Source organism: Psychrobacter sp. NG254 (genome assembly GCF_015277735.1).
Classification (GTDB): Bacteria; Pseudomonadota; Gammaproteobacteria; order Pseudomonadales; family Moraxellaceae; genus Psychrobacter.
Genome location: NZ_JADHDA010000002.1, coordinates 224,592 through 248,610, shown reverse-complemented (window position 1 = coordinate 248,610; position 24,019 = coordinate 224,592). Strand labels below are relative to the sequence as shown.

21 protein-coding genes are annotated in these 24,019 nt (G+C 42.0%); 5 read left to right on the top strand and 16 right to left on the bottom strand.

Annotated elements, in window-relative coordinates:
* Positions 1–86: 86 nt before the first annotated feature.
* The 3 genes from IP510_RS03710 to ubiG all read right to left on the bottom strand — a co-directional run bounded on the left by IP510_RS03710 (position 87) and on the right by ubiG (position 2,677).
* Complete coding sequence (locus IP510_RS03710; protein ID WP_194363447.1) at positions 87–923, bottom strand: YciK family oxidoreductase; 837 nt, start codon at positions 921–923, stop codon at positions 87–89.
* Between the two features lie 106 nt (positions 924–1,029).
* Entirely contained in the window at positions 1,030–1,740 is a 711-nt protein-coding gene (locus tag IP510_RS03705) for an HAD family hydrolase (RefSeq protein ID WP_194363446.1), read from the bottom strand.
* Positions 1,741–1,828: 88 nt separating this feature from the next.
* On the bottom strand, positions 1,829–2,677 hold the full coding sequence (gene ubiG / locus IP510_RS03700; RefSeq protein WP_194363445.1) for a bifunctional 2-polyprenyl-6-hydroxyphenol methylase/3-demethylubiquinol 3-O-methyltransferase UbiG: 849 nt from the start codon (positions 2,675–2,677) through the stop codon (positions 1,829–1,831).
* A 491-nt stretch (positions 2,678–3,168) separates the two neighbouring features.
* On the opposite strand from ubiG, the gene IP510_RS03695 reads away from it, so the two are divergent.
* Entirely contained in the window at positions 3,169–3,789 is a 621-nt protein-coding gene (locus tag IP510_RS03695) for a thiol:disulfide interchange protein DsbA/DsbL (protein WP_194363444.1), read from the top strand.
* 100 nt (positions 3,790–3,889) lie between these two features.
* Here IP510_RS03695 and yjgA read toward each other — a convergent pair whose 3' ends face one another.
* The 8 genes from yjgA to mazG form a co-directional block, all read right to left on the bottom strand.
* Positions 3,890–4,402, bottom strand: a complete 513-nt coding sequence (gene yjgA / locus IP510_RS03690) for a ribosome biogenesis factor YjgA (protein ID WP_194363443.1) — start codon at positions 4,400–4,402, stop codon at positions 3,890–3,892.
* A 46-nt stretch (positions 4,403–4,448) separates the two neighbouring features.
* A complete protein-coding gene (gene rapZ / locus IP510_RS03685; RefSeq protein WP_194363740.1) occupies positions 4,449–5,372 on the bottom strand; it encodes an RNase adapter RapZ in 924 nt (307 codons plus the stop codon).
* A gap of 206 nt (positions 5,373–5,578) precedes the next feature.
* A complete protein-coding gene (gene panC / locus IP510_RS03680; protein WP_194363442.1) occupies positions 5,579–6,484 on the bottom strand; it encodes a pantoate--beta-alanine ligase in 906 nt (301 codons plus the stop codon).
* Between the two features lie 49 nt (positions 6,485–6,533).
* Entirely contained in the window at positions 6,534–7,334 is an 801-nt protein-coding gene (gene panB, locus IP510_RS03675; protein ID WP_194363441.1) for a 3-methyl-2-oxobutanoate hydroxymethyltransferase, read from the bottom strand.
* A gap of 92 nt (positions 7,335–7,426) precedes the next feature.
* On the bottom strand, positions 7,427–7,939 hold the full coding sequence (gene folK / locus IP510_RS03670; RefSeq protein ID WP_194363440.1) for a 2-amino-4-hydroxy-6-hydroxymethyldihydropteridine diphosphokinase: 513 nt from the start codon (positions 7,937–7,939) through the stop codon (positions 7,427–7,429).
* Between the two features lie 31 nt (positions 7,940–7,970).
* A complete protein-coding gene (pcnB, locus tag IP510_RS03665) occupies positions 7,971–10,238 on the bottom strand; it encodes a polynucleotide adenylyltransferase PcnB (protein WP_194363439.1) in 2,268 nt (755 codons plus the stop codon).
* Positions 10,239–10,404: 166 nt separating this feature from the next.
* Positions 10,405–10,797 (bottom strand): ComEA family DNA-binding protein, encoded by a 393-nt coding sequence (locus tag IP510_RS03660; protein ID WP_320154170.1) that lies wholly within the window; start codon positions 10,795–10,797, stop codon positions 10,405–10,407.
* The gene (gene mazG, locus IP510_RS03655; protein WP_194363438.1) at positions 10,781–11,662 is read right to left on the bottom strand and encodes a nucleoside triphosphate pyrophosphohydrolase; all 882 of its coding nucleotides are present in this window, start codon (positions 11,660–11,662) and stop codon (positions 10,781–10,783) included. Before mazG ends, IP510_RS03660 begins: the two co-directional genes overlap by 17 nt.
* Positions 11,663–11,849: 187 nt before the next feature.
* Here mazG and IP510_RS03650 point away from each other — a divergent pair, with 187 nt between their 5' ends.
* Positions 11,850–13,334 carry a phosphomannomutase CpsG gene (locus IP510_RS03650; RefSeq protein WP_194363437.1) on the top strand — a complete coding sequence of 495 codons (1,485 nt, stop codon included), beginning with the start codon at positions 11,850–11,852 and terminating at the stop codon, positions 13,332–13,334.
* A gap of 115 nt (positions 13,335–13,449) precedes the next feature.
* On the opposite strand, the gene IP510_RS03645 is transcribed toward IP510_RS03650, so the two are convergent.
* From IP510_RS03645 to galE, 4 genes are all read right to left on the bottom strand, one after another.
* Complete coding sequence (locus tag IP510_RS03645; RefSeq protein ID WP_194363436.1) at positions 13,450–14,847, bottom strand: UDP-glucose/GDP-mannose dehydrogenase family protein; 1,398 nt, start codon at positions 14,845–14,847, stop codon at positions 13,450–13,452.
* Positions 14,848–14,887: 40 nt separating this feature from the next.
* Entirely contained in the window at positions 14,888–16,609 is a 1,722-nt protein-coding gene (gene pgi, locus IP510_RS03640; protein ID WP_194363738.1) for a glucose-6-phosphate isomerase, read from the bottom strand.
* Complete coding sequence (locus IP510_RS03635; protein ID WP_194363435.1) at positions 16,602–17,474, bottom strand: UTP--glucose-1-phosphate uridylyltransferase; 873 nt, start codon at positions 17,472–17,474, stop codon at positions 16,602–16,604. Before IP510_RS03635 ends, pgi begins: the two co-directional genes overlap by 8 nt.
* An 80-nt stretch (positions 17,475–17,554) precedes the next feature.
* Complete coding sequence (gene galE, locus IP510_RS03630; RefSeq protein WP_194363434.1) at positions 17,555–18,643, bottom strand: UDP-glucose 4-epimerase GalE; 1,089 nt, start codon at positions 18,641–18,643, stop codon at positions 17,555–17,557.
* A 180-nt stretch (positions 18,644–18,823) separates the two neighbouring features.
* Here galE and IP510_RS03625 point away from each other — a divergent pair, with 180 nt between their 5' ends.
* Genes IP510_RS03625 through IP510_RS03615 form a run of 3 tightly spaced genes read left to right on the top strand, consistent with a single transcriptional unit; the run spans position 18,824 to position 22,212 of the window.
* Positions 18,824–19,810: a hypothetical protein gene (locus tag IP510_RS03625; protein ID WP_194363433.1), complete on the top strand. Its 987-nt coding sequence runs from the start codon at positions 18,824–18,826 to the stop codon at positions 19,808–19,810.
* A gap of 47 nt (positions 19,811–19,857) precedes the next feature.
* On the top strand, positions 19,858–21,117 hold the full coding sequence (locus IP510_RS03620) for a nucleotide sugar dehydrogenase (RefSeq protein WP_194363432.1): 1,260 nt from the start codon (positions 19,858–19,860) through the stop codon (positions 21,115–21,117).
* A gap of 3 nt (positions 21,118–21,120) precedes the next feature.
* On the top strand, positions 21,121–22,212 hold the full coding sequence (locus IP510_RS03615) for a glycosyltransferase family 2 protein (RefSeq protein ID WP_194363431.1): 1,092 nt from the start codon (positions 21,121–21,123) through the stop codon (positions 22,210–22,212).
* A gap of 5 nt (positions 22,213–22,217) precedes the next feature.
* Here IP510_RS03615 and IP510_RS03610 read toward each other — a convergent pair whose 3' ends face one another.
* On the bottom strand, positions 22,218–23,999 hold the full coding sequence (locus IP510_RS03610) for a glycosyltransferase family 4 protein (RefSeq protein ID WP_194363430.1): 1,782 nt from the start codon (positions 23,997–23,999) through the stop codon (positions 22,218–22,220).
* Positions 24,000–24,019: the final 20 nt, after the last annotated feature.

Genomic DNA, 24,019 nt, shown 5'->3' with positions numbered 1-24,019 from the left:
AACCATGGTTAATTAAGCATAAAATCAATACGTTACTGTTAGTGTTTTCCAACTAGCATTTTTTGTCCCCTAACAAACCGACGCTATTAACCTTTTGGCTGTAGCTCAACCACTTGACCGCGCACACCGATACTTTCATCACTCATCAGACAGACGTACCCTGCCATAATATCTTCAGGAGTTTTAAGGCTCATCGGGCTTTCTCCTGGGTATGCATGGGCGCGCATATTGGTACGAGTGCCACCAGGATTGATACAATTAAAACGCAGATTCGTGGTGTTTTGCGTCTCTTGAGTGAAGATATCGCTCATCCCTTCCACTGCTTGTTTTGACAGTGCATAAGCACCCCAAAATGCACGCGGATGTGTGCCTACCGTGCTAGAGGTAAAGACGATAGAACCCTGCTCGGCATCTTTTAGCAACGGTAGCAGCGCTTGGGTAAGCATAAAGGTCGCGGTAAAATTGACTTTCATGACTTGAGCAAAGGTATCGATGTCATACATCTCAAGGGGTGTCAGCTGTCCGAGCACACCTGCATTATGTAAAATACCATCTAACTGACCGACCTCTTTATCGATCAGTCTTTCTAATTGCTGCATTTCAGCATAACTGGCGCCTTCTAGATTCATGGGTAACATGGCGGGCTGCTTACCACCGAGGCTTTCGATCTCATCATAAACATATTCAAGCTTACTACTGGTACGTCCCAATAGCAGTACTGTGGCGCCATAACGGGCATAAGTCAGTGCGGCCACACGGCCAATACCGTCGCCTGCACCAGTCACCAAGATAGTTTTGCCATCTAGACAGTTTTCAGGTGGTACAAAGTTGCGAATATCGTCATGAGTCAAAGGTTGAGTAAGACTTTGAACGGTTTTTTGGTTGTCTTGCTGATTGGCCAGCTGATTAATATTGTCACTCATGGCATTACTCACTACTTATCATTGAATCGTTGGGGATAGGTGCTTATCGTTGCGGATTTAGTATTACTAATGCTGCTAATCTACTTACTACTCATAAAATAGACGTTTATAAATATTCAAATTTACCAGAAGAAAGCAGCAACTTATTTAACTGCTTTGGCGTATCAGTGATATAGTCTGCGCCCCACTTTTTGAGGGACTTTTGCTCATCGCTCGGGATATAACCATAAGCAGCCAAAATTGTTGGCATACCAGCAGCATTACCTGCTTCGATATCACGGATATGGTCACCGACATAGATGACGCAGCCTGCAGCGCCCCGTGGTATCGCAAGCTTCTCTAACGCCATATACATTGGTTCTGGGTCTGGTTTTGAACGTGACACATCATCAGGACACACCAAGGCAGCGCAGCGTTCATCCAATTGCATTTGGCCTAGTAGTTTTTCTGCCAAATAACGCGGCTTGTTGGTGACAATTCCCCATGGCACGCCTTTTTGCTCAAGCTCGGTTAACACTTCTTCAAGCTCAGCGAACACACAGCTATCGACACAAATATCTGCTTCATAATCGTCTAAAAACTGCTGACGAAAATTAAGCAAATCCTCTTCACTGACATCAAGTTGGTCATTATGCCGCAGCATTAATTGCACCATAGCAGAGGCACCTGCAGAGACTTGCTCTCGGATGTCGGCTTCAGGCGGTGCTTGCCAACCGTTTTCGAGACTCATCTTGCCAATGATACGAACAAAATCAGCAGCAGTATCGATTAATGTCCCATCAAGGTCAAATAAAACAGCTTTTACAAATTGGGTCATAGTGAAATGCTCTTGAGTTTAAAAATGTGTTTGATGAACAGGCGAAAATGTTGCCATCATCGCATTCGATTGGCACCATCGCATTCGCTTAACGCAATGGTTTTTGTACTGCCATCATATAGTTGACATCGACATTTTGAGCGAGCCAGTAGCGTTTGGTCAACGGATTATAATGCAAACCAATAATATCCTGACGTACAAATTCAGCAGTGATGGCCATTTTGTCTAGCTCAGCTGGGGTGATAAATTTGGCATAATCGTGTGTGCCGCGATCAAGCAGTCGCAGTACATACTCTGCCCCAACGATGGCAAACAGATATGATTTTGGGTTTCGATTGATGGTCGATAACACACAGACACCGCCCGGTGCCAACAGCTCGAAACAGGCTTGCACAATCGAGCTTGGATCAGGCACGTGCTCCAGCATCTCCATGCAAGTCACCACATCGAACTGACCTCCATGCGTCTTTGCCAGCTCTTCAACTGGGATATGCTGATAGCGAAGCGTATTTTCTAGGCCACTTTGCTCTGCATGCACAGTAGCTGCTTTGAGGTTTTCAGTACCCAAATCAATCCCTGTCACGTCAGCACCGCGACGCGCCATTGACTCTGCTAAGATACCACCGCCGCACCCTACATCGAGTACTTTTTTGCCAGTTAGTCCTTGCTCAGCTGTTTTACGGGCAGTCTCATGAGGGACGGTATTAGAAATTACATTGTCACTTTGATAGCCGCGCTTTACGTTTTCTTCTATCCAGTTCAAGCGTAGTGGGTTGATCTCGTGTAACGTGGCAAATGCGCCCGTGTTGCTCCACCACTCACCAGCCAAGTTATTGAATTTTTCTACTTCGCTGGGATCTACATTGATGATAGTATTTGGTGTATGGTCGAGCGTGCTGCTTGTCGTATCGTTCGAAGAGGATAAAGCTTGGCTCATAGCAGGTTTCCTTGATTGTCTTTCTTGATTGCTGTTATCGTTGTTATGTTGTTATCGTCTACATTTCGTAGTCATGTATTTAATATTAGCATGAGCACAGTGGTTTTGCCGTAAGTACATCGTCACCGATTGTGAATAGTTTTAGCAATGTTATGTTATCTTTAAAGCTAAATAACTTCAAAACAAGCGAATGAAAAATTAACCGATAAGAAAATAGTCATCATTAGCCTAATGGCCCATGACTGTTTATGCTCTAAGTAAGACGCCTTAAATAATAGCTAACAGCTTTACAACTATCGGTTAAGAATCCGATTCACAGTCACGTATGTTTTACGTTATCATAGTCGATACTTGAGTATCGTTGGATTATACTCGACGCTGCGTCATGTAGGCACTCTAAAAACTATATATTTAGAGATTGCATGCTTTAAAGATCATAGATATACCAACCTCTTAACCAATTCTAAATCCCCACATCTCAAGGATAAAGTATGAAACGTGTCATTACACTGACTGGTTTGGCCATGGCCATTGGACTTTCCTCTATGGGCGCACAGGCTGCGGACTATGTCGCTGGAAAAGATTATCGCGTGATAGACAACCCAGAGACCATCAGCGGTGATGCTATCATTGTTCGTGAGTTTTTCTGGTATGGCTGCCCGCATTGTAACGCGCTCAATCCGCATATGGAAAAGTGGGCAAAAACCAAAGATAAAGATGTCGCATTTTTCAAAACGCCAGCAGCACTCAACCCTGTTTGGGAAGCCAATGCTCGTGGTTTTTATGCAGCACAGTTATTAGGTTTCGAGAGCAAAACGCATGATGCGCTCTTTAATGCTGTACATAAAGATGGCAAAAAGCTATTTGATCAGTCTTCACTCAGCAAATGGTATGCAACCAAAGGCGTGAATGAAAAGAAATTCAACAGTCTTTATAACTCATTTGCCGTTGGTACAAAAATCGGTCGCTCACAAGAAGGTGCCAAACGTTATCAAATCACGGGTGTCCCATCTGTCGTCGTACAAGGCAAATATGTGGTCACAGGCGAAGATGCTAAAGTGGTCAAAGTTGTCGATTACTTAGTTGATAAAGTACGTGCTGAAAAGAAATAATATCAATATAAGTTACATATCTTCCTATTGATTATAGAAAATTATGACACAAAAAAGCCAATCATTCAGTGATTGGCTTTTTTATTTGGGTGTATCGCTGTTATTTCTTTAGCTGTGACAATATAGCCACTTCACGAATATAACTGGCCAAATCTGCTTTTGACTCAGACATCAGCTCCTCATCATTAGTATGCTTGGCATACTCAATCCAGAGTAATAGCTGATACATACTATGGTGCTCAGAAGCTTTGTATTGTTTGACAAATTGCTTTAGCGTACCTTCATCGTTGATGTTTAAGCGATCGTACCAGCTCTCTATTTTTGAGACCTGCTCTTTAGGGAAAAACGCATCGAATAATGCCTTTATCAGCTCATGGCGATTTTCTTCAATCATAAGCTTGCCAACACGTTTGGTCTGACGATTACGTGCATTGGCGCTGGTGATATCAGCCAGTGCCATTAGCTCTGCCATAAAATAATCACTGGCAGGCAAGGCTTTTAGCTGCTTTTTCGATAAACTAGCAAGCGGTATCGATAACTGCTGCAAGCGCTCATGGGCTTTTTTGAGTTCGGTGCGCGAGACGCGCATATCCTGTTCTTTCCAGTCGATCATAAAAGCTTTCCAAAATAATAAATAATAAAATGAATAGTGTCTGCTGTTACCAGCGACTTTTTTCGCGATGTTTAGCCAACACCTTGATGCCTGCTGGCATCGTATCTTTAAGACGGCGCTGCAAATGATCAGTGATAAATACTGAACGATGCTTGCCACCTGTACAGCCAATGGCCACAGTCACAGTGTGACGATTATTGTGTAAAAATTCTGGTAGCCAACGTGTCAAAAATCGATTGATATCGTCCGTCATCTCAGCCACTTCTGGATAGTCAGCAAAGAATGCCCCAACCTCAGAATCAAGACCCGTCGATGCACGCAGTTCAGGATTCCAGTGCGGATTGGGCAAAATCCTGACATCGAAGACAAAATCAGCATCGATAGGACTGCCATATTTAAATCCAAACGACAGTAGATTGATAACAATCTGATTGTCAGCACCGATATATTCACGCAAACTGTCTTTTAATTGGTGAATATTCAGACTGCTAGTGTCAATTTTAATATCAGCATGGCCCGCAATTGGCTCTAGTAATTCAATTTCTTTTTTGATCGCAGCTGGCAGGTTGAATGCGATGTGTTTAGCGTTATCACTGTCGACATCTTGCGACATCAAAGGATGCACACGGCGCGTCGCATTAAAACGGGCAATGAGTGTACTCTCTTGTGCGGTCACATAGAGCACTTGAACCGCATCTACGCCATACGTTTTTTTGAGCAGATCACGTGTTTGGGCAAAGTTGGACAAATCAGCACGCGGCGTGCGAATATCGACACCAAGTGCGATGCGATGAATACCGCTTTCGTTGACCAATTTATGCGCCGCATCAGGTAATAAAGACAGTGGCAGATTATCAATAGAATAATAGCCCAAATCCTCTAAAATATTCAGGACCGACGTCTTTCCTGATCCTGAACGTCCTGACACTACCAAGATACTAAGCTTATCGCTTGATACTTGGTCTGTCATCACCGTATCTTTACGAACGTTTTGATCTTGACTCACATTCATGACTTGCCCATTCCATTTCACAGCGGTTAGTACGATAAGGGTATAACAATACTGACTCGCCCATGCTCATTTATGATAGCTCATTCATTGATTATAATTAATCGACTGCTACTAACAGATTATCACTAACTGATAGTTAATTAGTGACAGTTAGTTAGTGATAGTTAATCAGTGATAGTGACTAATTGATTGTCCAGCAAACGTGCCTGTCCCAACCAAGCAGCGACTAAGATCACAACGTTTTTGCTGTCTGTATTAAAATCTGCCATATCACTGACGACAGGTGTTAGCGCTTCTGTCTTTACGGCCAAGTAATCAATGGTAAAGCCAGCATCGCTTATACGAGTTCGCATGTCTGCCAGTGATTTCTCAAATGCTTGCTGACTCAGCTTGCCAGTCTCTAACTGCTGTGCCAATACTTGTAGTGCTTGATGCAGTGTAGGTGCTGTCTGCCGCTCAGATTTGCTTAAATACTGATTGCGTGATGAGAGCGCCAAGCCATCATCAGCACGTACAATAGGTGCCCCAATGATCTCAATAGGATAGCTCAAGTCGCGTACCAGCTGCTTGATAATAGCGAGCTGCTGATAGTCTTTTTTTCCGAATACTGCCACATCTGGTTGGACAATATTGAATAATTTAGAGACAACAATCCCAACACCATCAAAATGTCCAGGACGTGATTGACCACAAAGTTGCTCAGTAATAGCGCTAGCCAATACAGAGGTAGGCGGCGGCAATACTGGATACATCTCATCGATGCTTGGCGCAAAAACATAGTCCGTGCCGACAGTTTTTAGTTTGGCGACATCTTCATCTAACGTACGTGGGTAGCTGTCAAAATCCTCTCCGACCCCAAACTGCGTAGGATTGACAAAAATACTTACGATCACCACGTCAGCATGCTGCTTGGCGATTTTTACGAGTTCAAGATGGCCATCATGCAGATTGCCCATGGTTGGTACTAGAGCAATACGCTGGATTCCATCTGGTTTGTCAGTTTTTTGACCACGATAAGGCTGCAAAGCGCTACGTAGTGAGGAGATATGATGATGAATAATAGGAGACATGATTACGGTTCTTTTTCAGACATTCATTGGTTCAATGGCTTGTATGAGACTAGCTAAATTGGTGTTGTTCGGTTGGAAAACTGCCTTCTCTGACCGACTGCTGATAGAGCGCAAATGCGCCCTCAATACTACGCTCGGTATTTCGCTCATCCGTCAAAAAGTCATGAATGAAGCGCGGAACACGGCCATGAGCCATGCCGAGCATGTCATGCATGACTAACACTTGGCCATCAGTATCTGCACCAGCACCAATACCAATCACGGGTACGGCAACGGCTTCTGTGACTGCTTTTGCAAGCTCAGCAGGGACACATTCCAATACTAACAGTGCCGCACCTGCCGCGACGACAGCCTTAGCATCAGCAAGCAGTTTGTCCGCGGCTTCATCACCGCGACCTTGAATCTTGTAGCCACCAAAGACATTGACCGACTGCGGGGTCAGACCAAGGTGTACGCACGTTGGTGTGCCCGCTCGCGCTAAGGTCGTGACCAATTCACAGAGTTCACTTCCACCTTCGACCTTAATCACATGTGCGCCCGCTTGCATCAACTGTCGACTATTAGCGATGGCTTCTGGTAATGTCACATAACTCATGAATGGTAGGTCAGCTAAAATGAGCGCATGTTTATTGCTACGCGCGATATTGGCAGTATGATAGGCCATATCATTGACTGTCACCGGTAACGTTGACTCATGTCCTTGCACAACCATGCCCAAGCTATCGCCAATCAGAATCGTATCAATCTGCGCGTTTTCCATCATACGTGCAAACATCGAGTCATAGCACGTCAAACAAGTAAACTTGGTACCGTCTTTTTTAAATTTATTTAAAGTAAATAACGTTGTCATAGGACCCTCAATTATTCTGCTGTGCGGCTACTCATTAATATCGTTCATAAGTCATTAGTCATGCTAACGACGACTGTTCTGACATTTAAAAATCATGCGTCGTTTGACAGTAGCTTTAAGCCTGTCCAGTCATAACTCTGTGGATAGTCGGCTATTGGCTTGTTCATAATCATTAGATTTGGCGCCAGCTCACGTAACGGCACCAGTACAAAGTTACGCTCACATAATCCCGCATGCGGTATCGTGAGTTGGGGCTCGGTTATCTGCAGCTCACCATATAATAAGATGTCCACATCTAGGCTGCGCTCACCCCAGTGACGTAAGCGAGCACGTTTGGCCATCTGCTCCAATTGCTGACAAAAGCTAAGCAGCTCAAATGGCGTCAATGTTGTCTCAAAACCTGCAACGGCATTAACGAAGTCCGGCTGATCTTTTGGCCCCATAGGATCTGACGCGTAAAGTGAAGATACGTCAACATTGCGTATTTTTGCATGTTGACGCAGGCTCTTGACTGCTTGCTGCAAATGCTCTGCAGGTGAGCCCAACTCATTGGTCAGGTTACTGCCCAAGCCCACATAGCTCATAAACCAAATCGGCTCATCCATATCGCTTTACCCAACTGTCTATAGATCGTAATTAAGCGTTATCCGTACTTGGCTGACGGCGACGGCGCTTCGATGGTACAGGACCTTTATTGTCTGCCACTTTGATAGCAGGCATCTGACTATTCGCTTGCGCGGTTTGATCAGGCTTCGCGGTAGTCGCTTTGACTGGTTTTTTAGCTTTTGTAGCAGTCGCTCTATTTTTGATTGCTTTCGGCTCTACAGACTTAGCACCTTTGACATCAGCTTGATTGTTTATCTGATCCGCTGGTTTCGGCGCTTTTTTGGCATACAGCTTAGTAGTCTGCTTTCTCTCACTGCCACGTTCATCAATACTGTTTTTCACTTCAGCACTGTTTTTCACTTCAGTGCTTTTTTTTACTTCAGTACTGCTATGTGCTTCGACAGTGCTGCTAGTATCCACGGTAGGCTGACGGCGGCGACGCTTATACGGTACCGGCTCGTTGTTCATGCTCACTAATGCAGGCGATCTTGCAATAGAGCGCGTAGGACGTGCTTCATCAGATGATGGCGCTGCCTTTGACTCATGAGCTCTAGCAGATTGAGCGTTGTTTGAACCAGTGACTTTAGCCGTTTTCGATTGTGCTGCTTCGCGCGTCGCTGACTGATTTTTAACAGGCGCAACCGTAGGCTTTGACTCGTCACGATTCGATAACTGCTTTTGTAGCGGCGGTACGACATTGCCGTGCTCGATCACAAATAGTGGCGCAGGTTTGGAGTGATGGCGCTTGTTCGATGATGGCTGACTATTCGCAAGAGACAACTGCTGTAGCTGAGCGAGCTCATGACTGTCTTGTGTAACTTGCTGCCTATTGTTATCTTTGCTGTCGTTTTGAACAGGTTTAGAATGACTGGCTGCGCGGCGACGGCGTGCTGGTATATTGGATGAATCATTCACTATGCTCTGACCATCTCTGCTGTTTTCTGCACTATCCGCTACACGATGCTGCTTAGTGTTACCCTGTTTGGCTGTCGCATTGTCGATATTTGCCTCAGGCTTTTGACGATTGCGCCCACGACCACGCTGTCCTTGCTGCTTGTAGGCACCACGGCGGATATTCTCATCAAACTCATCAACAGCCTGCTCTTGGTCTCGCTCAGACAGTGTCTGATACGTCTGCCACCAGTCACCCATGTCATTGGTGGATTCTGACAGTGGATGCTCAGCATCACCGCATTGCTCACGCAGTAATAAAAAGTCAAAGCCAGCACGGAACCGTGGATGCTCAGAGAGCTGTACGATTTGTTTGCTACGCGGCGCTGCCAGTTTTGGCTGCAATATCCAAATGTCACGGATAAACTGCTCTGCAAACTTTGGAATCGCGGTTTTGATACGCTGACGATCAATCACTTTGCCCGCGGCATGCATTTGCGCTTCAGCAAAAGGCATATTGCGTTTTTTGGCTTTTGCCAATTGATGCAGATAGTTTTCCCACAGTAACGCCGCATAGAAAAATGCTGGATTGATACTCTTGCCTGATGCGATACGTTTATCAGTATTGATGGCCACTTGGTTGACTAAAGCGCTTGGCTCAGCCGGCGGATAGATAATCAGGCTATCAATCGCACCTGATTCAAACAATAGCGGCAACAATGGCACAAGATAGCCACCCGTAAACATCTTTTGCGTTTCGTCATAGAGCCGATGTGGTGATATTTGCTCAAGCAATGCCCAATTACCATCATGGAACTGATCAGCCAACGCCGCATCAAACTCAAAACCTAGCTTGGCTTTGAAGCGCAATGCACGTAACAAGCGTACTGGATCTTCTTCAATACGCACAGGCGCATTACCCAATAGACGGATGATTTTGTTATCGATGTCATCAAGTGCATCGCAAAAATCATGGACAATGCCTTTGAGCGGTTGATAATAAAGCGCATTGATAGAAAAGTCGCGACGGGAGAAATCTTGTTTGATGTCACCCCAAACATTGTCGCGCAAAATCATACCGTCTTGATTGGTATTGGCATCATTGGTTGGTGGACCACGAAAAGTAGCCACTTCTATCAATTCACGGCCAGAATAGACATGTGCCAACTGGAAGCGGCGACCGATAATGCGGCAGCGCTTGCCAAAGACGTCTTTAATCTCATGTGGCTTGGCATCAGTGACGGCATCGAAATCCTTTGGACGTAGGCCCAATAAGGTATCACGCACGCCGCCGCCGACGATATAGGCATCAAACCCAGCTCGGGTCAATGTGGCAATCACTTCAGTAATGGAATTGGGTAATTCAGATTTGTTCAGTTCTAACTGCTTGGCGGCACGCTCGGCCATGCATCTACTCCTCGCCGGTATTCTTTGACCACCCCTGAATAACACAGCGTTTATCAGGCGGATGTACCTGCTAGTTTAACAAATTTTGTGCGTGGTGGGTGTGTTATGACATTTACTTACATGCTATTTTGTCAAAATTGGGGTTGATTGACACAAAATCCCGTCATTAATCTTGCACACTCAACCGTCTTCGATTTTTCTCAACCGTTTTTTCCCCGATACCTTTAACTTTTGATAACTCATCAACTGTGGTAAAACCACCAAACATCTCACGATACAGGATAATTGCCTGCGCTTTGCTACTACCGATACCATCTAACGAAACCAGCTCGCCTTCGTTTGCTCGATTGATATTCACAATATATTGCTCACGTGCTTGTGTGACAGCATTTTCTTTTGCGATCAAATACTCATAGGCCTTTTTCGGGCTATCAAAACAAGGGGCAGCATGACTGTTAGTAACTGCCATAGTCGCCAATATCGAGCAAACAACAACACGTGTCATCAAGCTAATCGGTATACTCAAGCGAGCAAATGAAACGTTATGAGGATCGTTCATGTTGTTTGGCTTGCTCCCACAGTGCTTCCATTTCAGTTAAGTCGCTGTCTTCTAACTGCTTGCTAGCGAGCTCCAGTTGCTCCTCAATATAACCAAAGCGTGACTTAAATTTATGGACACAGGTTAAGGTTGCTGTCTCTGCATCCAAATTTAATTTGCGTGCGACATTGACCAGCGCAAACATACAATCACCCAGCTCTTTTTCAATATCAATAATATTGGCTTTGCTTATGTCATATCCAACAGCAGTTGTAGAACTATCTGTCAGCTCATGCTTTAGCTCAGTAATCTCTTCATCCAGTTTATCAAAAGCACCGCTAACACCTTCCCAATCAAATCCCAATTTAGACGCTTGCTTTTGCACATTTTGCGCTTGCATCAATGCACTGCCCGCTTTGGTATTGTCTAATCGACGTTTTGGTTTGCCACGTGCCGTGCGCGCTTGTTGCTCCTCCGCTTTAATCTCATCCCAACGTACTTTTACCGCTGCATCGTCTTTCAAGTTTTCGGCCTCAAACACATGCGGATGACGACGAATCAGCTTCTCTTGCAAAGTGGTAATGACGTCGCTCAGATCAAAGCGCCCTTGTTCAGCATACATCTGACAATGAAACACCACTTGTAGCAGCACGTCACCCAGCTCGCCTTTGATGTCCTCATCATCATCGGTTTGCACCGCCTCACCAAGCTCATAAGACTCTTCAATGGCATACGGAATCAGACTGTGATTGGTTTGTTTCTGATCCCACGGACAATCAACTCGCAGCCGCGCCATCAATGCTAAAAGATCATCAAGCTGGCCTGTGGCTTCTGGTGTTCCTTGTACTGGTACAGGCACTGTGATTTTATTGTCGAGAGTATTCATAAGGGAGGCTCTTATCGTTTTGTTTGTTATTTTATTCGGTGGCTTAGTATAAAGTTAATCAATAACTATTAGCGCGGGTTTGATTCATCATTGAGTGGTTAGTGTATCATTGAACCCTGATTGGCTTATAATTGTGCTATCTATTTTATTATTTCACCACTGCTCACGCGCAAGGAATTTTCTTATTATGTCCACTTCTACGACCATTAGCTATCAGCCAAAAACTGAATTCAATCCTATTACGATCAGCTCATTCAAAGCTTATGATATTCGTGGTGAGCTTGGCGTTAATTTGGATGAAGAGATTGCTTACCGTATTGGACGTGCCTTTGCGCAGATTTTATATCAACGTTATCATGCCGCTAGTACTCAGACCAATGACACAACATCACTACAGCCTGCTATCGTTATCGGTAGCGACATTCGTCACTCGAGTGAGCAGTTAAAGCAAGCGGCGATCGCAGGTATTCTCGATGCTGGTATTGATGTGATTGATTTAGGTATGACTGGTACTGAAGAGGTATATTTTGCCACCAGTCACTATCAAGCATTGGGCGGTATCGAAGTCACTGCCAGTCACAACCCCATCAACTATAATGGCTTAAAACTGGTTAAAGAACATTCAAAACCAATCAGTGCCGATGATGGTCTGGCAGAAATTCAGGCGCTTGCTGAGTCTGGGCAATTCACGACTGACAACCCATCAGGCAAATTACGATTATTGACTGATAAAAGTGCGTATATTGACCATGTCATGACATTTAGCGATACTAAAAAACTACAACCGCTCAAGCTAGTAATCAACTCAGGTAACGGTAGCGCAGGTCCTGTGGTTGAGTTATTAATCGATAAATTGATGCAAGCTGGTGCACCAATTGAAGTAATCAAACTACACCACACTCCTGATGGTAGCTTTCCCAATGGTATCCCCAATCCCATGATTGAAGCCAATAGAGTCGCGACTCAGCAGGCGGTATTAGAGCATAAAGCCGATCTTGGTATTGCATTCGACGGGGATTTTGACCGCTGCTTTTTATTTGATGAAAAAGGCGAATTTATTGATGGAAGCTATGTGGTCGGTATGCTCGCGCAAGCCTTTTTAAATAAGTACCCTAACGAATCTATCGTCTATGATCCACGAGTAATTTATAACACCGAAGCCGTTATTAAAGATCATGATGGCAGCGCTGTCATTAGTAAATCAGGGCATTCCTTCATCAAACAGGTCATGCGTGACTCTGGTGCTATATACGGTGGTGAGATGTCTGCCCATCACTATTTTCGTGACTTCTTCTATTGTGATAGCGGCATGATTCCGTGGCTACTGACTATTGAGCTACTGTCTATCACGGGTAAAACCTTATCAGAGTTGGTCGCAGGTTATATCGAGGCATATCCTAGCTCAGGTGAACTGAACTTTCGCCTCACCACTCACGATGCGCCAGCTATCATTAACGCGATTGAAAAGAAGTTTAGCGTGCAGAATCCAGTCAAATCAACGCTAGATGGCTTAAGTCTTAATTTTGGAGAATGGCGCTTTAATTTGCGAGCATCTAACACAGAGCCATTGATCAGGTTAAATATCGAAAGTCGCGGTGATAGGAAATTATTGGTTACTAAAATACAAGAAATTCAACAGTGGCTAGCAGAACAAGGTGCTGTAACAGCATAAGACTATAACTTTGAACAAAGACAGTTTGGGTTATTAATCGAAAAAAGCTCGCTAAGTATTATTAGCGAGCTTTTTTAATGATAAAAAATCTTGAATAATATTTTCTTATATAAAGCTATTTGGAACGACCAACACCCGTGTAATCACCTACTAGGCTATCTATCTGCGACCGAGTAAAAATATTTTGTGCATCAAATACTGGCATGGCATGCTGATTGATTTTAGCAATATCCAACTGATCTCTGGGCGACCAGCTAATGATAAAAATAGCCTGAGCACTATCCAACTGCTGATAAGGATGATCAACCAGCTCAAGCAGTGGTTGCTGCGTATAAATAGCGGCAAGTTCATTCTGTGCTTTATCGCTATAAACGAGCGTACGGATATTATAAGACCACAATAGTGCGAGTAATGGATGGATAGCCGAGCCTGCTGTACGCCCCGAACCAGCTTTGTAACTACCGCCCCAGATCATCACGGTCTTATTATCAATGAATCCATCGAAGTACTGCCAAAACTTACGGAAAATCAGCTCTTTTTGGTCTTCATTGATATGCATAATAGACTGCAAAAGTGGCATATCTAAACTGTGCGTTTGGCTTGATTGCTGCAGTTTTGCCAATTCAGTCGGTAGCGTATTGCCACCAAAGCCCCAACCTGCCTGCAAGTAGCTGCTACCTACTCGCGCGTCCAACCCCATGATACGGCTCACTTGACTGATATCAACCTGCTGACTATCAGCCAAGCGTGACATCTCATTCATAAAGCTCACTCTGGTCGCAAGCATCGCCATGATACTACTACGAGCAAACTCTATCGTAGCGATATCTGCATGATGGGCGGCGCGTGCATGCTCAATTAGTGGCTTTAAAACATCTAAATGTTGGCTACTGTCTGCTGTTTTTTCGCCGAGTAACCACAGTGAAGGATTTAACATCGAACTATAAGCATCACCGTCTTGCAAAAAGACAAATGGCAGATAGTACACCCAAGCACGCTGTAAACGCTGAGCAAGTGCTGAGACAATACCCAGCTTTTCGATACCACTCATCACGATAGGCTGCGTTTGTTGATGGCTGTGATTGAATGCCGTAATCCAGCTCGCCTCTGTCCATACGGGTTTGATACTGTCCAAAAACAGCCAATACAGCGTGACGGTATTCTTTGCTTGTAGATTGCTACCACGAAGGTCACTATTACTAGCGCGACTTTTCGTTTCGTAGTGCTGTATCAGCATATCAGGACTGTCTGGCAATGCTTTACTAATAATAATCTGCTGCTGCTCATACATCTGCCACAGCGCTTGCAAATGATGCTCAAAACCATACTGTTGTATCTGCTGACCCAATTGATCAAGATCAGCATACAGGTGCACGTGTTGACCCAAGCTTGCCAGTACCACTGCACTAGTAATAGCCTCAATGCTGTGGCCGACAAGCACACAGACTGGATGGCTTTGAGCATTTCGTGATGTAGTTTCATGCATAGTATTGTTTACAGAATCAGCGCTCATGAGCTTACCTTTTTACTTTATTAATGTATCGGTAGCAGTATTAAGACAGCTGTTTAATATGCTGTAGCAATTGGTCAGTGGAGGTGTCGAATTGTCCTTGCGACTCTTGCTGCGTGTGCTGCATCGCTTGATGTACGGACTCTGCCATTTGCTTACCCATCTCAACGCCCCATTGATCAAACGGGTTGATATCCCAAATACTGGCCATGACGTAGACTTTGTGTTCATACAGCGCTATCAAAGATCCCAAACTATGCGGTGTTAGAGCATCGATAAGCAAGGTGGTTGACGGCTGGTTACCATGATAATGTTTGTACTTCTCTTCTTTCGACTCACTTTGATCATCCATGCTTTTAGTACTATTAACAAGTGCTTTGGCAGCGTCTATAGCAGGACTTGCAACCGCGTCATTGCCAAAAGCTAGGACTCGACTTTGAGCCAGACAATTGGCCAAAGACAGTTCATGCTGCTGCTGTAGAGAACTGTTTTGCACCTCGTCACTATAACGACGTACACAAGCAATAAAGTCACAAGAGACCTGCTGCGTACCTTGATGCAATAGTTGATAAAACGCATGCTGAGCATTGGAGCCAATTTCACCCCATAGAATAGGACAAGTATCATAGTCGATATGATCGCCATGCTGAGTCACGGACTTACCATTACTCTCCATCTCAAGCTGAGTCAGATAGCTTGGTAGATAGCCTAGCCTACCATCATAAGGCAGTACCGTATGCGCGTTTACCTGCAAAAAAGTACTGTTCCAAACAGCAAGTAGACCGAGTAACACGGGCAAGTTGTCTGAAAATTCTGCCTGTGCAAAATGCTCATCCATACTATGCGCACCAGCCAGTAGCTCTTTGAACCCTGCCATACCGATACGAATAGCAATGGCCAGTCCAATCGCTGACCACAAGGAAAACCTGCCACCAACCCATTCCCACAATTGCAACTGATGCTCAGGATGGATACCCCAAGCACTCATTTTTTCACTATTGGCTGAGATACCAATGAAGTGTCGGCGTAACACGCTGTCTTCAGTACCTGCCCGTAGTTTTGCCGTCGCGAGCAGCCACGATAATGCAGTCTTAGCATTAGATAATGTATCGACCGTACCAAAGGATTTGGATGAAATGATAAATAGCGTGGTCTCAGGATTTAGATGTTTGAGTAAGTTATCAAGCTGAGTACCATCCATGTTGGATACGAAATGCACTTCTATCTCAGTATCCGCCCACTCATCAAGTGCGCTAGTCGCCATAAGTGGTCCAAGATCAGAGCCACCAACGCCAATGTTGACCACATCGGTTATGGCTTTACCTGAAAACCCGCGCCATGTGCCTTGACGCACACGCTCAGATAGGCGCGCAACTTGTGACAAACTATGATGCACATCAGCGACGACATTTTGCCCATCTACATCTAGTTTGGCAGACTCTGGCAATCGTAGTGCTGTATGCAAGGCAGCACGCTCCTCGCTAGTATTGACCATCGCGCCTTGCATGAGCGCATTAATACGCGCACTCAAGTCGCAACTGTCCGCCAAGTTTAGTAAACTGGATAACACCGTTGTATCGATGCGCTGCTTGCTATAGTCCATATACAGCGCGCCAGCTTGCAAACTAAACTGCTTAGCACGATTGTCATCCTGTGCAAACAACTCAACAAGCGACCACGGCTGCTTAGCAAGCGTCCGCAGTTGCTGCCAGTATTTGGAATCACGTGCGCTGTTATAGACAGTACCGCCGTTCATATCATTCATCATCAGCTAATTGCTGCTCGGCGAAATAGATAAATGCCTGCATATATGAGCGCATATCGCCTGCATCATAGCTATTACCACGCATCGTCGTGACATTCACTCCGTATTCACTAATTAACGCATCAATAGCATCGGTCAGCTGAATCTCACCACCGACTGACGCTTTGGTATTGGCCAAATAATCAAAAATCTTATTGCTGAACACATAGCGTCCAACGACTGCTAGTTTCGAAGGAGCATCAGCTAACTTAGGCTTTTCGACAAACCCTGCGACTTTAAAGCTAATGTTAGTATCTGATTGCTCATCAATATTACTGGCATCGCTCAGCTGAGCAATACCGTATTTATGAACATCTGCATCTGCTACATTATCGACCAATATTTGTGAATGATTATCTTTGCTAAAAGCATCAATCATAAAGGCTAAATTATCAGCAGCCATATCGCCAGTAAATGGATCAAGCACGACATCTGGGAGCAGAACGGCAAAGTCATACTCACCGATGATGGGTCGAGCCGCCAATACCGCATGCCCTAAACCTAAAGCTTTGCCCTGACGTATCATCGACACCGTCACATCCTCTGGTAGCCAGTTCAAACTATCAGCCAAGGCATCTTTACCTTTTGCACGTAGTTGACTGTCTAGCTCTACATTAATATCAAAGTAGTTTTCTATCGCACTTTTTTGTGCATGACCGACTAACACAATATGCTTAATACCCGCAGCGATAGCCTCTTCGACCACGTAATGAATAGCAGGGCGATTGCCAAGCGGTAACAACTCTTTTGGTACGGATTTGGACAATGGCAACATGCGTGTACCAAAGCCTGCAACGGGGATAACAGCGTGAGTAATTTTTTTCATAAAGATAGGACTGTATTAGAGATTAATTAAAATAAAAGTAGTCAGGATTTGCTATCAAATCATAGTGACTCGATAAAATATTACGAAATATTATAACCATTCGGGTTCATGCTCTGCCAACGCCATGTATCTTGGCACATGTCGGTGATAGGTAGCTTTGCTTGCCAGCCTAATGACGATTTCGCTTTATTAGCACTGGCATAACAACTGGCAATGTCACCCGCACGGCGAGCAGTAAACTGGTAAGGAATAGCCTGTCCAGACACGTCAGAAAATGCAGATATCAATTCCAATACAGAAGTACCTTTGCCCGTCCCTAGATTAATGGGTAAGAACCCTACTGAACTAGATTTAGAACTGGTTTGCTTTGTACTAGCCGTATCCAAACAACTTTTTTCTGGGCTCGTTTGTTGCTCTAAATAATTCAGTGCGGCCACATGACCTTGCGCCAAATCAGTCACATGAATAAAGTCACGTACACCCGTACCATCTACGGTAGGATAATCATTGCCAAATATGCTGAGCTGTTTAAGTTTACCAACGGCTACTTGCGAGATATAAGGCATCAAATTATTAGGAATATCATTTGGGTCTTCACCAATTTGTCCTGACGGATGTGCCCCTACTGGATTAAAGTATCTCAGAGCAATCAGATTCCAACGGTCATCCGATTTTGCTAAATCTTCTAAGATATGTTCAACGGCTAGCTTGCTCTGACCATAGGGATTGGTGCAGGAGCGTGGTGATTCTTCATTGATAGGTAGGTTTTCAGGATCACCATAAACAGTAGCAGAGGATGAGAAAACTAAATTTTTGACATCATACTCTGACATGACTTCTAATAAGGTAATGGTGCCACTGACATTATTATTATAATACATGAGTGGTTTGGCAACAGATTCGCCAACGGCTTTTAAACCCGCGAAATGAATCACGCCAAAAAAATGGTGCGCGGTAAATACTTGTTTGAGTGATTCAGCATCTCTTATATCCCCTTCGATAAACTCAATAGGCTGATCAATAAGCGTAGATACTCGCTTGATCGCTTCAGGGCTACTATTAGATAAATTATCGTATACGACAATATCATAGCCTGCTTCATGCAATGCGATACAGGTGTGAGAGCCTATATATCCAGCACCGCCAGTGACTAGTATCTTATTTTTCATAACATTGACCCATTATTTTTCGAAGTCCACAGCTATTTTTTCTCGAACTCATTTTTGAGATAGCTATTCGTTTTTAATCGTAAATGCCACTATACTGGGAACCATAAAACATTACCAACATAAATACCTTAATAGTGTTTACTTACTCGCACTCTATCAACTTAAGCTATGCATCATATTATGAAATTTAACGCATACATTCAGCCACTTTTATCAGGCTATTATAAACATAATCGTAATTCAAAACAGCGTTTAGCGTTAGTCGTTGGTATGCTGCCATGGCAAGATTTGGTCGGTGAGTGGGTATTAGAGTCAGAGCATATACAGATACAGAGACACTTTGATAAGCGTTATTTTAATCGATGGCTCAAACCCTTTATAAAGCGTGTAAACCCTGTTATCTATATTTGGGGTTATAAAGCTCCTGATTACTTTATCGAGTATGTACGAGAGCAAAATTTAGATATTTTCTTCTTAGAAGATGGTTTTATTCGTTCAAGCCCTGATGACGATAGCAGTGCGCCACCGCTGTCTATCGTGATGGACAGTCAAGCACCCTACTTCGACACGACTCGTCCAAACGACTTGACTGACTTAATTGCTAACTGCGACTTTAAACAGAACGGCTATGATGATGAGCTGGCACAAGAGATGCTTGATTATTATGTGTCGCATAGAGTGAGCAAATACAACCATCAGCCATATGTCGACGTTGTACCTATATATGGCACCAAGAATAAAAAACGTATTTTGGTATTAGGGCAAGTACTCCATGATGATTCATTAAAATATGGTGGCGGCATTGGTATTACACTGCTTGATGTGGTCAATAGAGCCATTGAAGAAAACCCTGATGCACAAATTATTGTGAAACCACATCCAATGACACTCGATGATTCATCCATTATTATCACACTTACTAAGCTAGATTGTATGATCCTGACCCAACCTATTCATCTGGTCGACGCATTAGAGACAATTGATCATGTCTACACGATTACATCATTAGGCGGGTTTGAAGCATTATTAAGAGGAAACCAGGTCACCGTATTAGGGCGACCTTTTTATGAAGATCTTTGTACTAGTAATGCAAAATCAAACACACCTTCACTTTCTCAGATATTATATATCTGTTATTATGCCTACCATCTTATAGTTGCTACTTGAGCAAACAAACGTTGTTATATAACTAATTTATATCAAAAGGTTCTTCAATGAATTCTAAAAAAATCGCGATTATAGGCTTAGGTTACGTAGGTTTGCCATTGGCCTGTGCATTTGCAAAAAAATACGATGTTATAGGCTTTGATATAAATAAAACACGTATTGACGAATTAATTAATGGAGTTGATAAAACTAGAGAAGTAACTAGTGATTACTTAAAAAATACTTCTCGGCTTACTTTTACTTCTAGCAATGACAAATTGTCTGAAGCAAATGTCTTTGTGATCACTGTGCCAACACCGATTGATGATAATAACCTACCTGATTTAACACCTTTGATCAAAGCCTCACAAATGTTAAGTAAAATCATTAAGAGAGATGATATTATTATTTATGAGTCAACAGTATACCCAGGTGCTACAGAAGAGGTTTGTATTCCCGAATTAGAGAAATCTGGTTTAGCATTAAACGACGACTTTGGTGTAGGTTATTCTCCGGAACGTATCAATCCTGGTGATAAATTACGTACAGTAGAGAATATACTAAAAGTCACTTCAGGTTCAAACCCTTATTATACAGATATAGTAGATGAGCTATATAGCTCAGTAATAACTGCTGGTACGTTTAAAGCATCATCTATAAAAGTTGCTGAGGCGTCTAAAGTTATTGAAAATACTCAACGCGATGTCAATATTGCCTTGATAAATGAGCTAGCTCTTATCTTCAATGAGATTGGCATTGATACTCATGAAGTAATAGAAGCTGCTGCCACTAAATGGAACTTTATTAAGCTTATGCCAGGCTTGGTAGGCGGTCACTGTATTGGTGTAGATCCTTATTATCTCGCTCATAAAGCGTCATCTTTGGGTTTAAACCCTAATTTAATATTGACCTCACGTGCGATAAATAATTCTATGAGTAAGTTTGTTGCTGAACAAACTATTAAAAAGCTTATTTCATACGGTAAGAACATCAAGGATGCACGTATTCTACTTTTAGGCGTCACTTTCAAAGAAAACTGCCCAGATGTTAGAAATACTAAAGTCACAGATATTGGTGTTGAGCTTGAAAAGTACGGTGTGAAAATGACTTATTCTGACCCTTGGGTCACTGTAGAGGATTGGAATAGTCTAAAGGTTGACCATGTAAATTATGAAAATATTGAAAAAGATAGTTTTGATGCTGTTATTGTAGCTGTGAATCATTCAGAGTTCGTTGGTGAAGATGATAAAATCAATAGTTTCTGCACTGAACCTAAAGTAGTTATTGACGTTAAAGGCGCATTAGTAAATCCAGATTGGCGTCTATAATATATGGGTAAATTGTTAGAAGAGTTTGAGTATTATGTCCAAACTCAAAATTACTCTAGGGCAGACTCTCTCATAGAAGGTCTGCTAGACACTAATATTGTTAGTAGGTTAGAAAGAAAGGAAGCTCTTTCACTTCTATATAGAGTAGGCTATGTTTATCCTGATTTAACTTTGAAACTATGTAATCAACGAAATGATGTTCCAAGGCCGTTTATAGATACACTACAAATGACATTAGGGTATACACCTAGTCTTCGCTTTTACAACCACGCGGACAGTCTTATTTCTATAAAAATTGCAATAATGAGAAATAAACCTCTACTTGCAAAACTACTCTGTTATAGATTCTATCGTCAATATAATTTGCAACCAATAAATTTAGTGCAAAATAACAAACTTACTATTGGTAACAATCGCAAAAAAGTTAAAAAGAATCATAACAAACAAAAAGTTAGTATTATAGTTACCACTTATAACTCTGGGGAATTCGTAGAGAACTGTATAAACTCTTTATTAAACCAATCAATTAGCAATATTGAAATTATTGTCGTGGATGATGCCAGCACTGATGATACTGTAGAAATTCTCAAAAAATACCCATCCATCAAGGTCATTAAACTTAGTAACAATCGAGGAACATACCATGCTAGAAATATTGGTATAGAACAATCTTCTGGTGTATTTTTAACCTTTCAAGATTCGGATGATTGGTCACATCCAGAACGTGTAGAACGTCAGCTATTACAGCTAACTAAAAACCCTGATAATATAGCTAATTTTTCTAATTTTTTTAGGGTAGATGAAAATACAGGACTACCAAGCTGTCGACAAAACTACCCACTTTTAAGACTTAACATCTCTTCTATGATGATTCGTAAAGTCACGTTAGAAGAACTAGGCGGATTCAATGATAAACGTAGAATTGAATCGGATAAAGCTTTACTCAATACTATTATCTCTACGTACGGGCCATGTTCTGTTGAATATATAAAAATTCCTTTAGCCATTGGTTTGTTACGAGGAAATTCGTTAACAACTTCGGAAAACTCGGGGTTTGATCGCTATGGATACTCTAAAAATAGAACCCTAACTTAATTTAGTTACTCATATGTGGTCCATACATGTAGTTTATCTATATTAATATTTAAGCCTGTTTTAAGAGATGATATTTTAATTGACGTTATGGCAATATTTGATGGTAATATTAATTTAATACCATCACGCAAATTATCATAATCAAAATACAAAATTCTATGAAATCCTAATTTTTGGTTGTGTGAAATATAATTTACTTCTGAAGAAGGAATTACTTTAGAGCAACTTAATAAATTATGAAGAGTTAATTGAATCAGAACACCATATTTTTCTTTTTCTTTTTCTATAAGATTTTTGTGATGAAAATGTAAAAATACTATATAGCTTTTATTTGAGTTTATATCGTGATTATAGTTAGATATTTTAAATATAGTGCCTTCCTTTCGAAACTCTAAATTATTACACAATAGGAGGTTGTCACCCTTTAAGACAGGTCTATTTATTTTTAGATGATATTTCTTTTGATGATTACTATTAGGATACATAAATTTATTTTCTAGACGAGACTTCATCAAGATAAAAGCTCTTTCTAGATTAGTAGTATAGAAATCACTACATACTAAATTCTCTAAAAGACTGATAAAACTATTTCTCAAATAAAATGGAGTTGAGACAGCACCCCTGAAATGGCTTATAGAAGAATATAAGTCGGCTATCAAAGGATTGTCTTGGAACTCCACATCTCCTATATAGTTTACATATTCTTCCAATAAGTACGTACTGGAGTGATTATCCACTACAAACTGTCTAAGCTTTTCTACCTTTATTTTTCCAACTAATCCTAATTGTTGTTGGAAACCTTCATAATCTAAAGACTTTAAGTTCCTTCCAGTAAAATTCTCGTAAGCCAACTCAGATATATTTTCTTCGTTAACAAAGCCTGACATAAACTCATTACCACCAGTACCGATTACAAAAGCTAAATTCTGGTTAGCTATTGCTTCCAAAATTACACGGCCTACACCGACTACTACCGCATACTGGTTGAGTAATTCACTAGTGACATTTCTTTCACCCAAAAAAGTAACATAACTATCTAGACCACATTCCATGACTTCAGACTTAATAAAATCTGTTAAAGTACCATCTCCAACTATATCTATTCCCTTTATTCCACTTAAATAAGCATATTCGATAAATTTCAATATACCTACATACTTTTCAATTGATAGCCTACTAACAATGACCCACTTCTCAATACTTATATCAACATCTCTGTTTACCTTACAATTAAAATACTCTGTGTCAACTAAATTTGGTAACACCTGAACTTTGGAAAAAGGATATTTAATTATTACATCTTTTAAGCTATAAGACATAGTTATTAGTAGACTGAGTGAAGGTGCTATCAGATAATAAAAAATAAAATGTAATACTGGATTAAGCCTATTGCTAAACACCATTCCTTTACCATGCAAAGTACAAAATATTGGGATCTTTAGCTGCTGAGCGACAAAAGAACCTATCAGAGCTTCTATATCAGAATTATGAATATATAGCGCTTGTATATTATGCAAATGACAATAACTGACTATTCGGGCTACTGTATCTATAACGAAGTCTATAGATATATCTGAAACTTCTGAAGATAAATTATAGTCAGTAATCAAAGCATATTCAGATAATAGCTCAGTTGCCCGTTTACTTTTGTTATTAAACATATTAATCAAATGTAAACTTATTTTGCTTTTAGAAGTGAGGACTTTCATTTCTTCTAAAAGCCTAGTTTCTCTACCACCCATATCAATAGAGTTTGTGAGTATTAATACTGTATTAATATCAGACATAATTAAGCCTAACTAAATTT

What these genes read in the sequence shown, in the direction of transcription:
- IP510_RS03710 (WP_194363447.1), bottom strand. Translation starts at nt 923, where the DNA reads ATGAGTGACAATATTAATCAGCTGGCCAATCAGCAAGACAACCAAAAA.
- IP510_RS03705 (WP_194363446.1), bottom strand. Translation starts at nt 1,740, where the DNA reads ATGACCCAATTTGTAAAAGCTGTTTTATTTGACCTTGATGGGACATTA.
- ubiG (WP_194363445.1), bottom strand. Translation starts at nt 2,677, where the DNA reads ATGAGCCAAGCTTTATCCTCTTCGAACGATACGACAAGCAGCACGCTC.
- IP510_RS03695 (WP_194363444.1), top strand. Translation starts at nt 3,169, where the DNA reads ATGAAACGTGTCATTACACTGACTGGTTTGGCCATGGCCATTGGACTT.
- yjgA (WP_194363443.1), bottom strand. Translation starts at nt 4,402, where the DNA reads ATGATCGACTGGAAAGAACAGGATATGCGCGTCTCGCGCACCGAACTC.
- rapZ (WP_194363740.1), bottom strand. Translation starts at nt 5,372, where the DNA reads ATGACAGACCAAGTATCAAGCGATAAGCTTAGTATCTTGGTAGTGTCA.
- panC (WP_194363442.1), bottom strand. Translation starts at nt 6,484, where the DNA reads ATGTCTCCTATTATTCATCATCATATCTCCTCACTACGTAGCGCTTTG.
- panB (WP_194363441.1), bottom strand. Translation starts at nt 7,334, where the DNA reads ATGACAACGTTATTTACTTTAAATAAATTTAAAAAAGACGGTACCAAG.
- folK (WP_194363440.1), bottom strand. Translation starts at nt 7,939, where the DNA reads ATGGATGAGCCGATTTGGTTTATGAGCTATGTGGGCTTGGGCAGTAAC.
- pcnB (WP_194363439.1), bottom strand. Translation starts at nt 10,238, where the DNA reads ATGGCCGAGCGTGCCGCCAAGCAGTTAGAACTGAACAAATCTGAATTA.
- IP510_RS03660 (WP_320154170.1), bottom strand. Translation starts at nt 10,797, where the DNA reads ATGAACGATCCTCATAACGTTTCATTTGCTCGCTTGAGTATACCGATT.
- mazG (WP_194363438.1), bottom strand. Translation starts at nt 11,662, where the DNA reads ATGAATACTCTCGACAATAAAATCACAGTGCCTGTACCAGTACAAGGA.
- IP510_RS03650 (WP_194363437.1), top strand. Translation starts at nt 11,850, where the DNA reads ATGTCCACTTCTACGACCATTAGCTATCAGCCAAAAACTGAATTCAAT.
- IP510_RS03645 (WP_194363436.1), bottom strand. Translation starts at nt 14,847, where the DNA reads ATGAGCGCTGATTCTGTAAACAATACTATGCATGAAACTACATCACGA.
- pgi (WP_194363738.1), bottom strand. Translation starts at nt 16,609, where the DNA reads ATGAATGATATGAACGGCGGTACTGTCTATAACAGCGCACGTGATTCC.
- IP510_RS03635 (WP_194363435.1), bottom strand. Translation starts at nt 17,474, where the DNA reads ATGAAAAAAATTACTCACGCTGTTATCCCCGTTGCAGGCTTTGGTACA.
- galE (WP_194363434.1), bottom strand. Translation starts at nt 18,643, where the DNA reads ATGAAAAATAAGATACTAGTCACTGGCGGTGCTGGATATATAGGCTCT.
- IP510_RS03625 (WP_194363433.1), top strand. Translation starts at nt 18,824, where the DNA reads ATGAAATTTAACGCATACATTCAGCCACTTTTATCAGGCTATTATAAA.
- IP510_RS03620 (WP_194363432.1), top strand. Translation starts at nt 19,858, where the DNA reads ATGAATTCTAAAAAAATCGCGATTATAGGCTTAGGTTACGTAGGTTTG.
- IP510_RS03615 (WP_194363431.1), top strand. Translation starts at nt 21,121, where the DNA reads ATGGGTAAATTGTTAGAAGAGTTTGAGTATTATGTCCAAACTCAAAAT.
- IP510_RS03610 (WP_194363430.1), bottom strand. Translation starts at nt 23,999, where the DNA reads ATGTCTGATATTAATACAGTATTAATACTCACAAACTCTATTGATATG.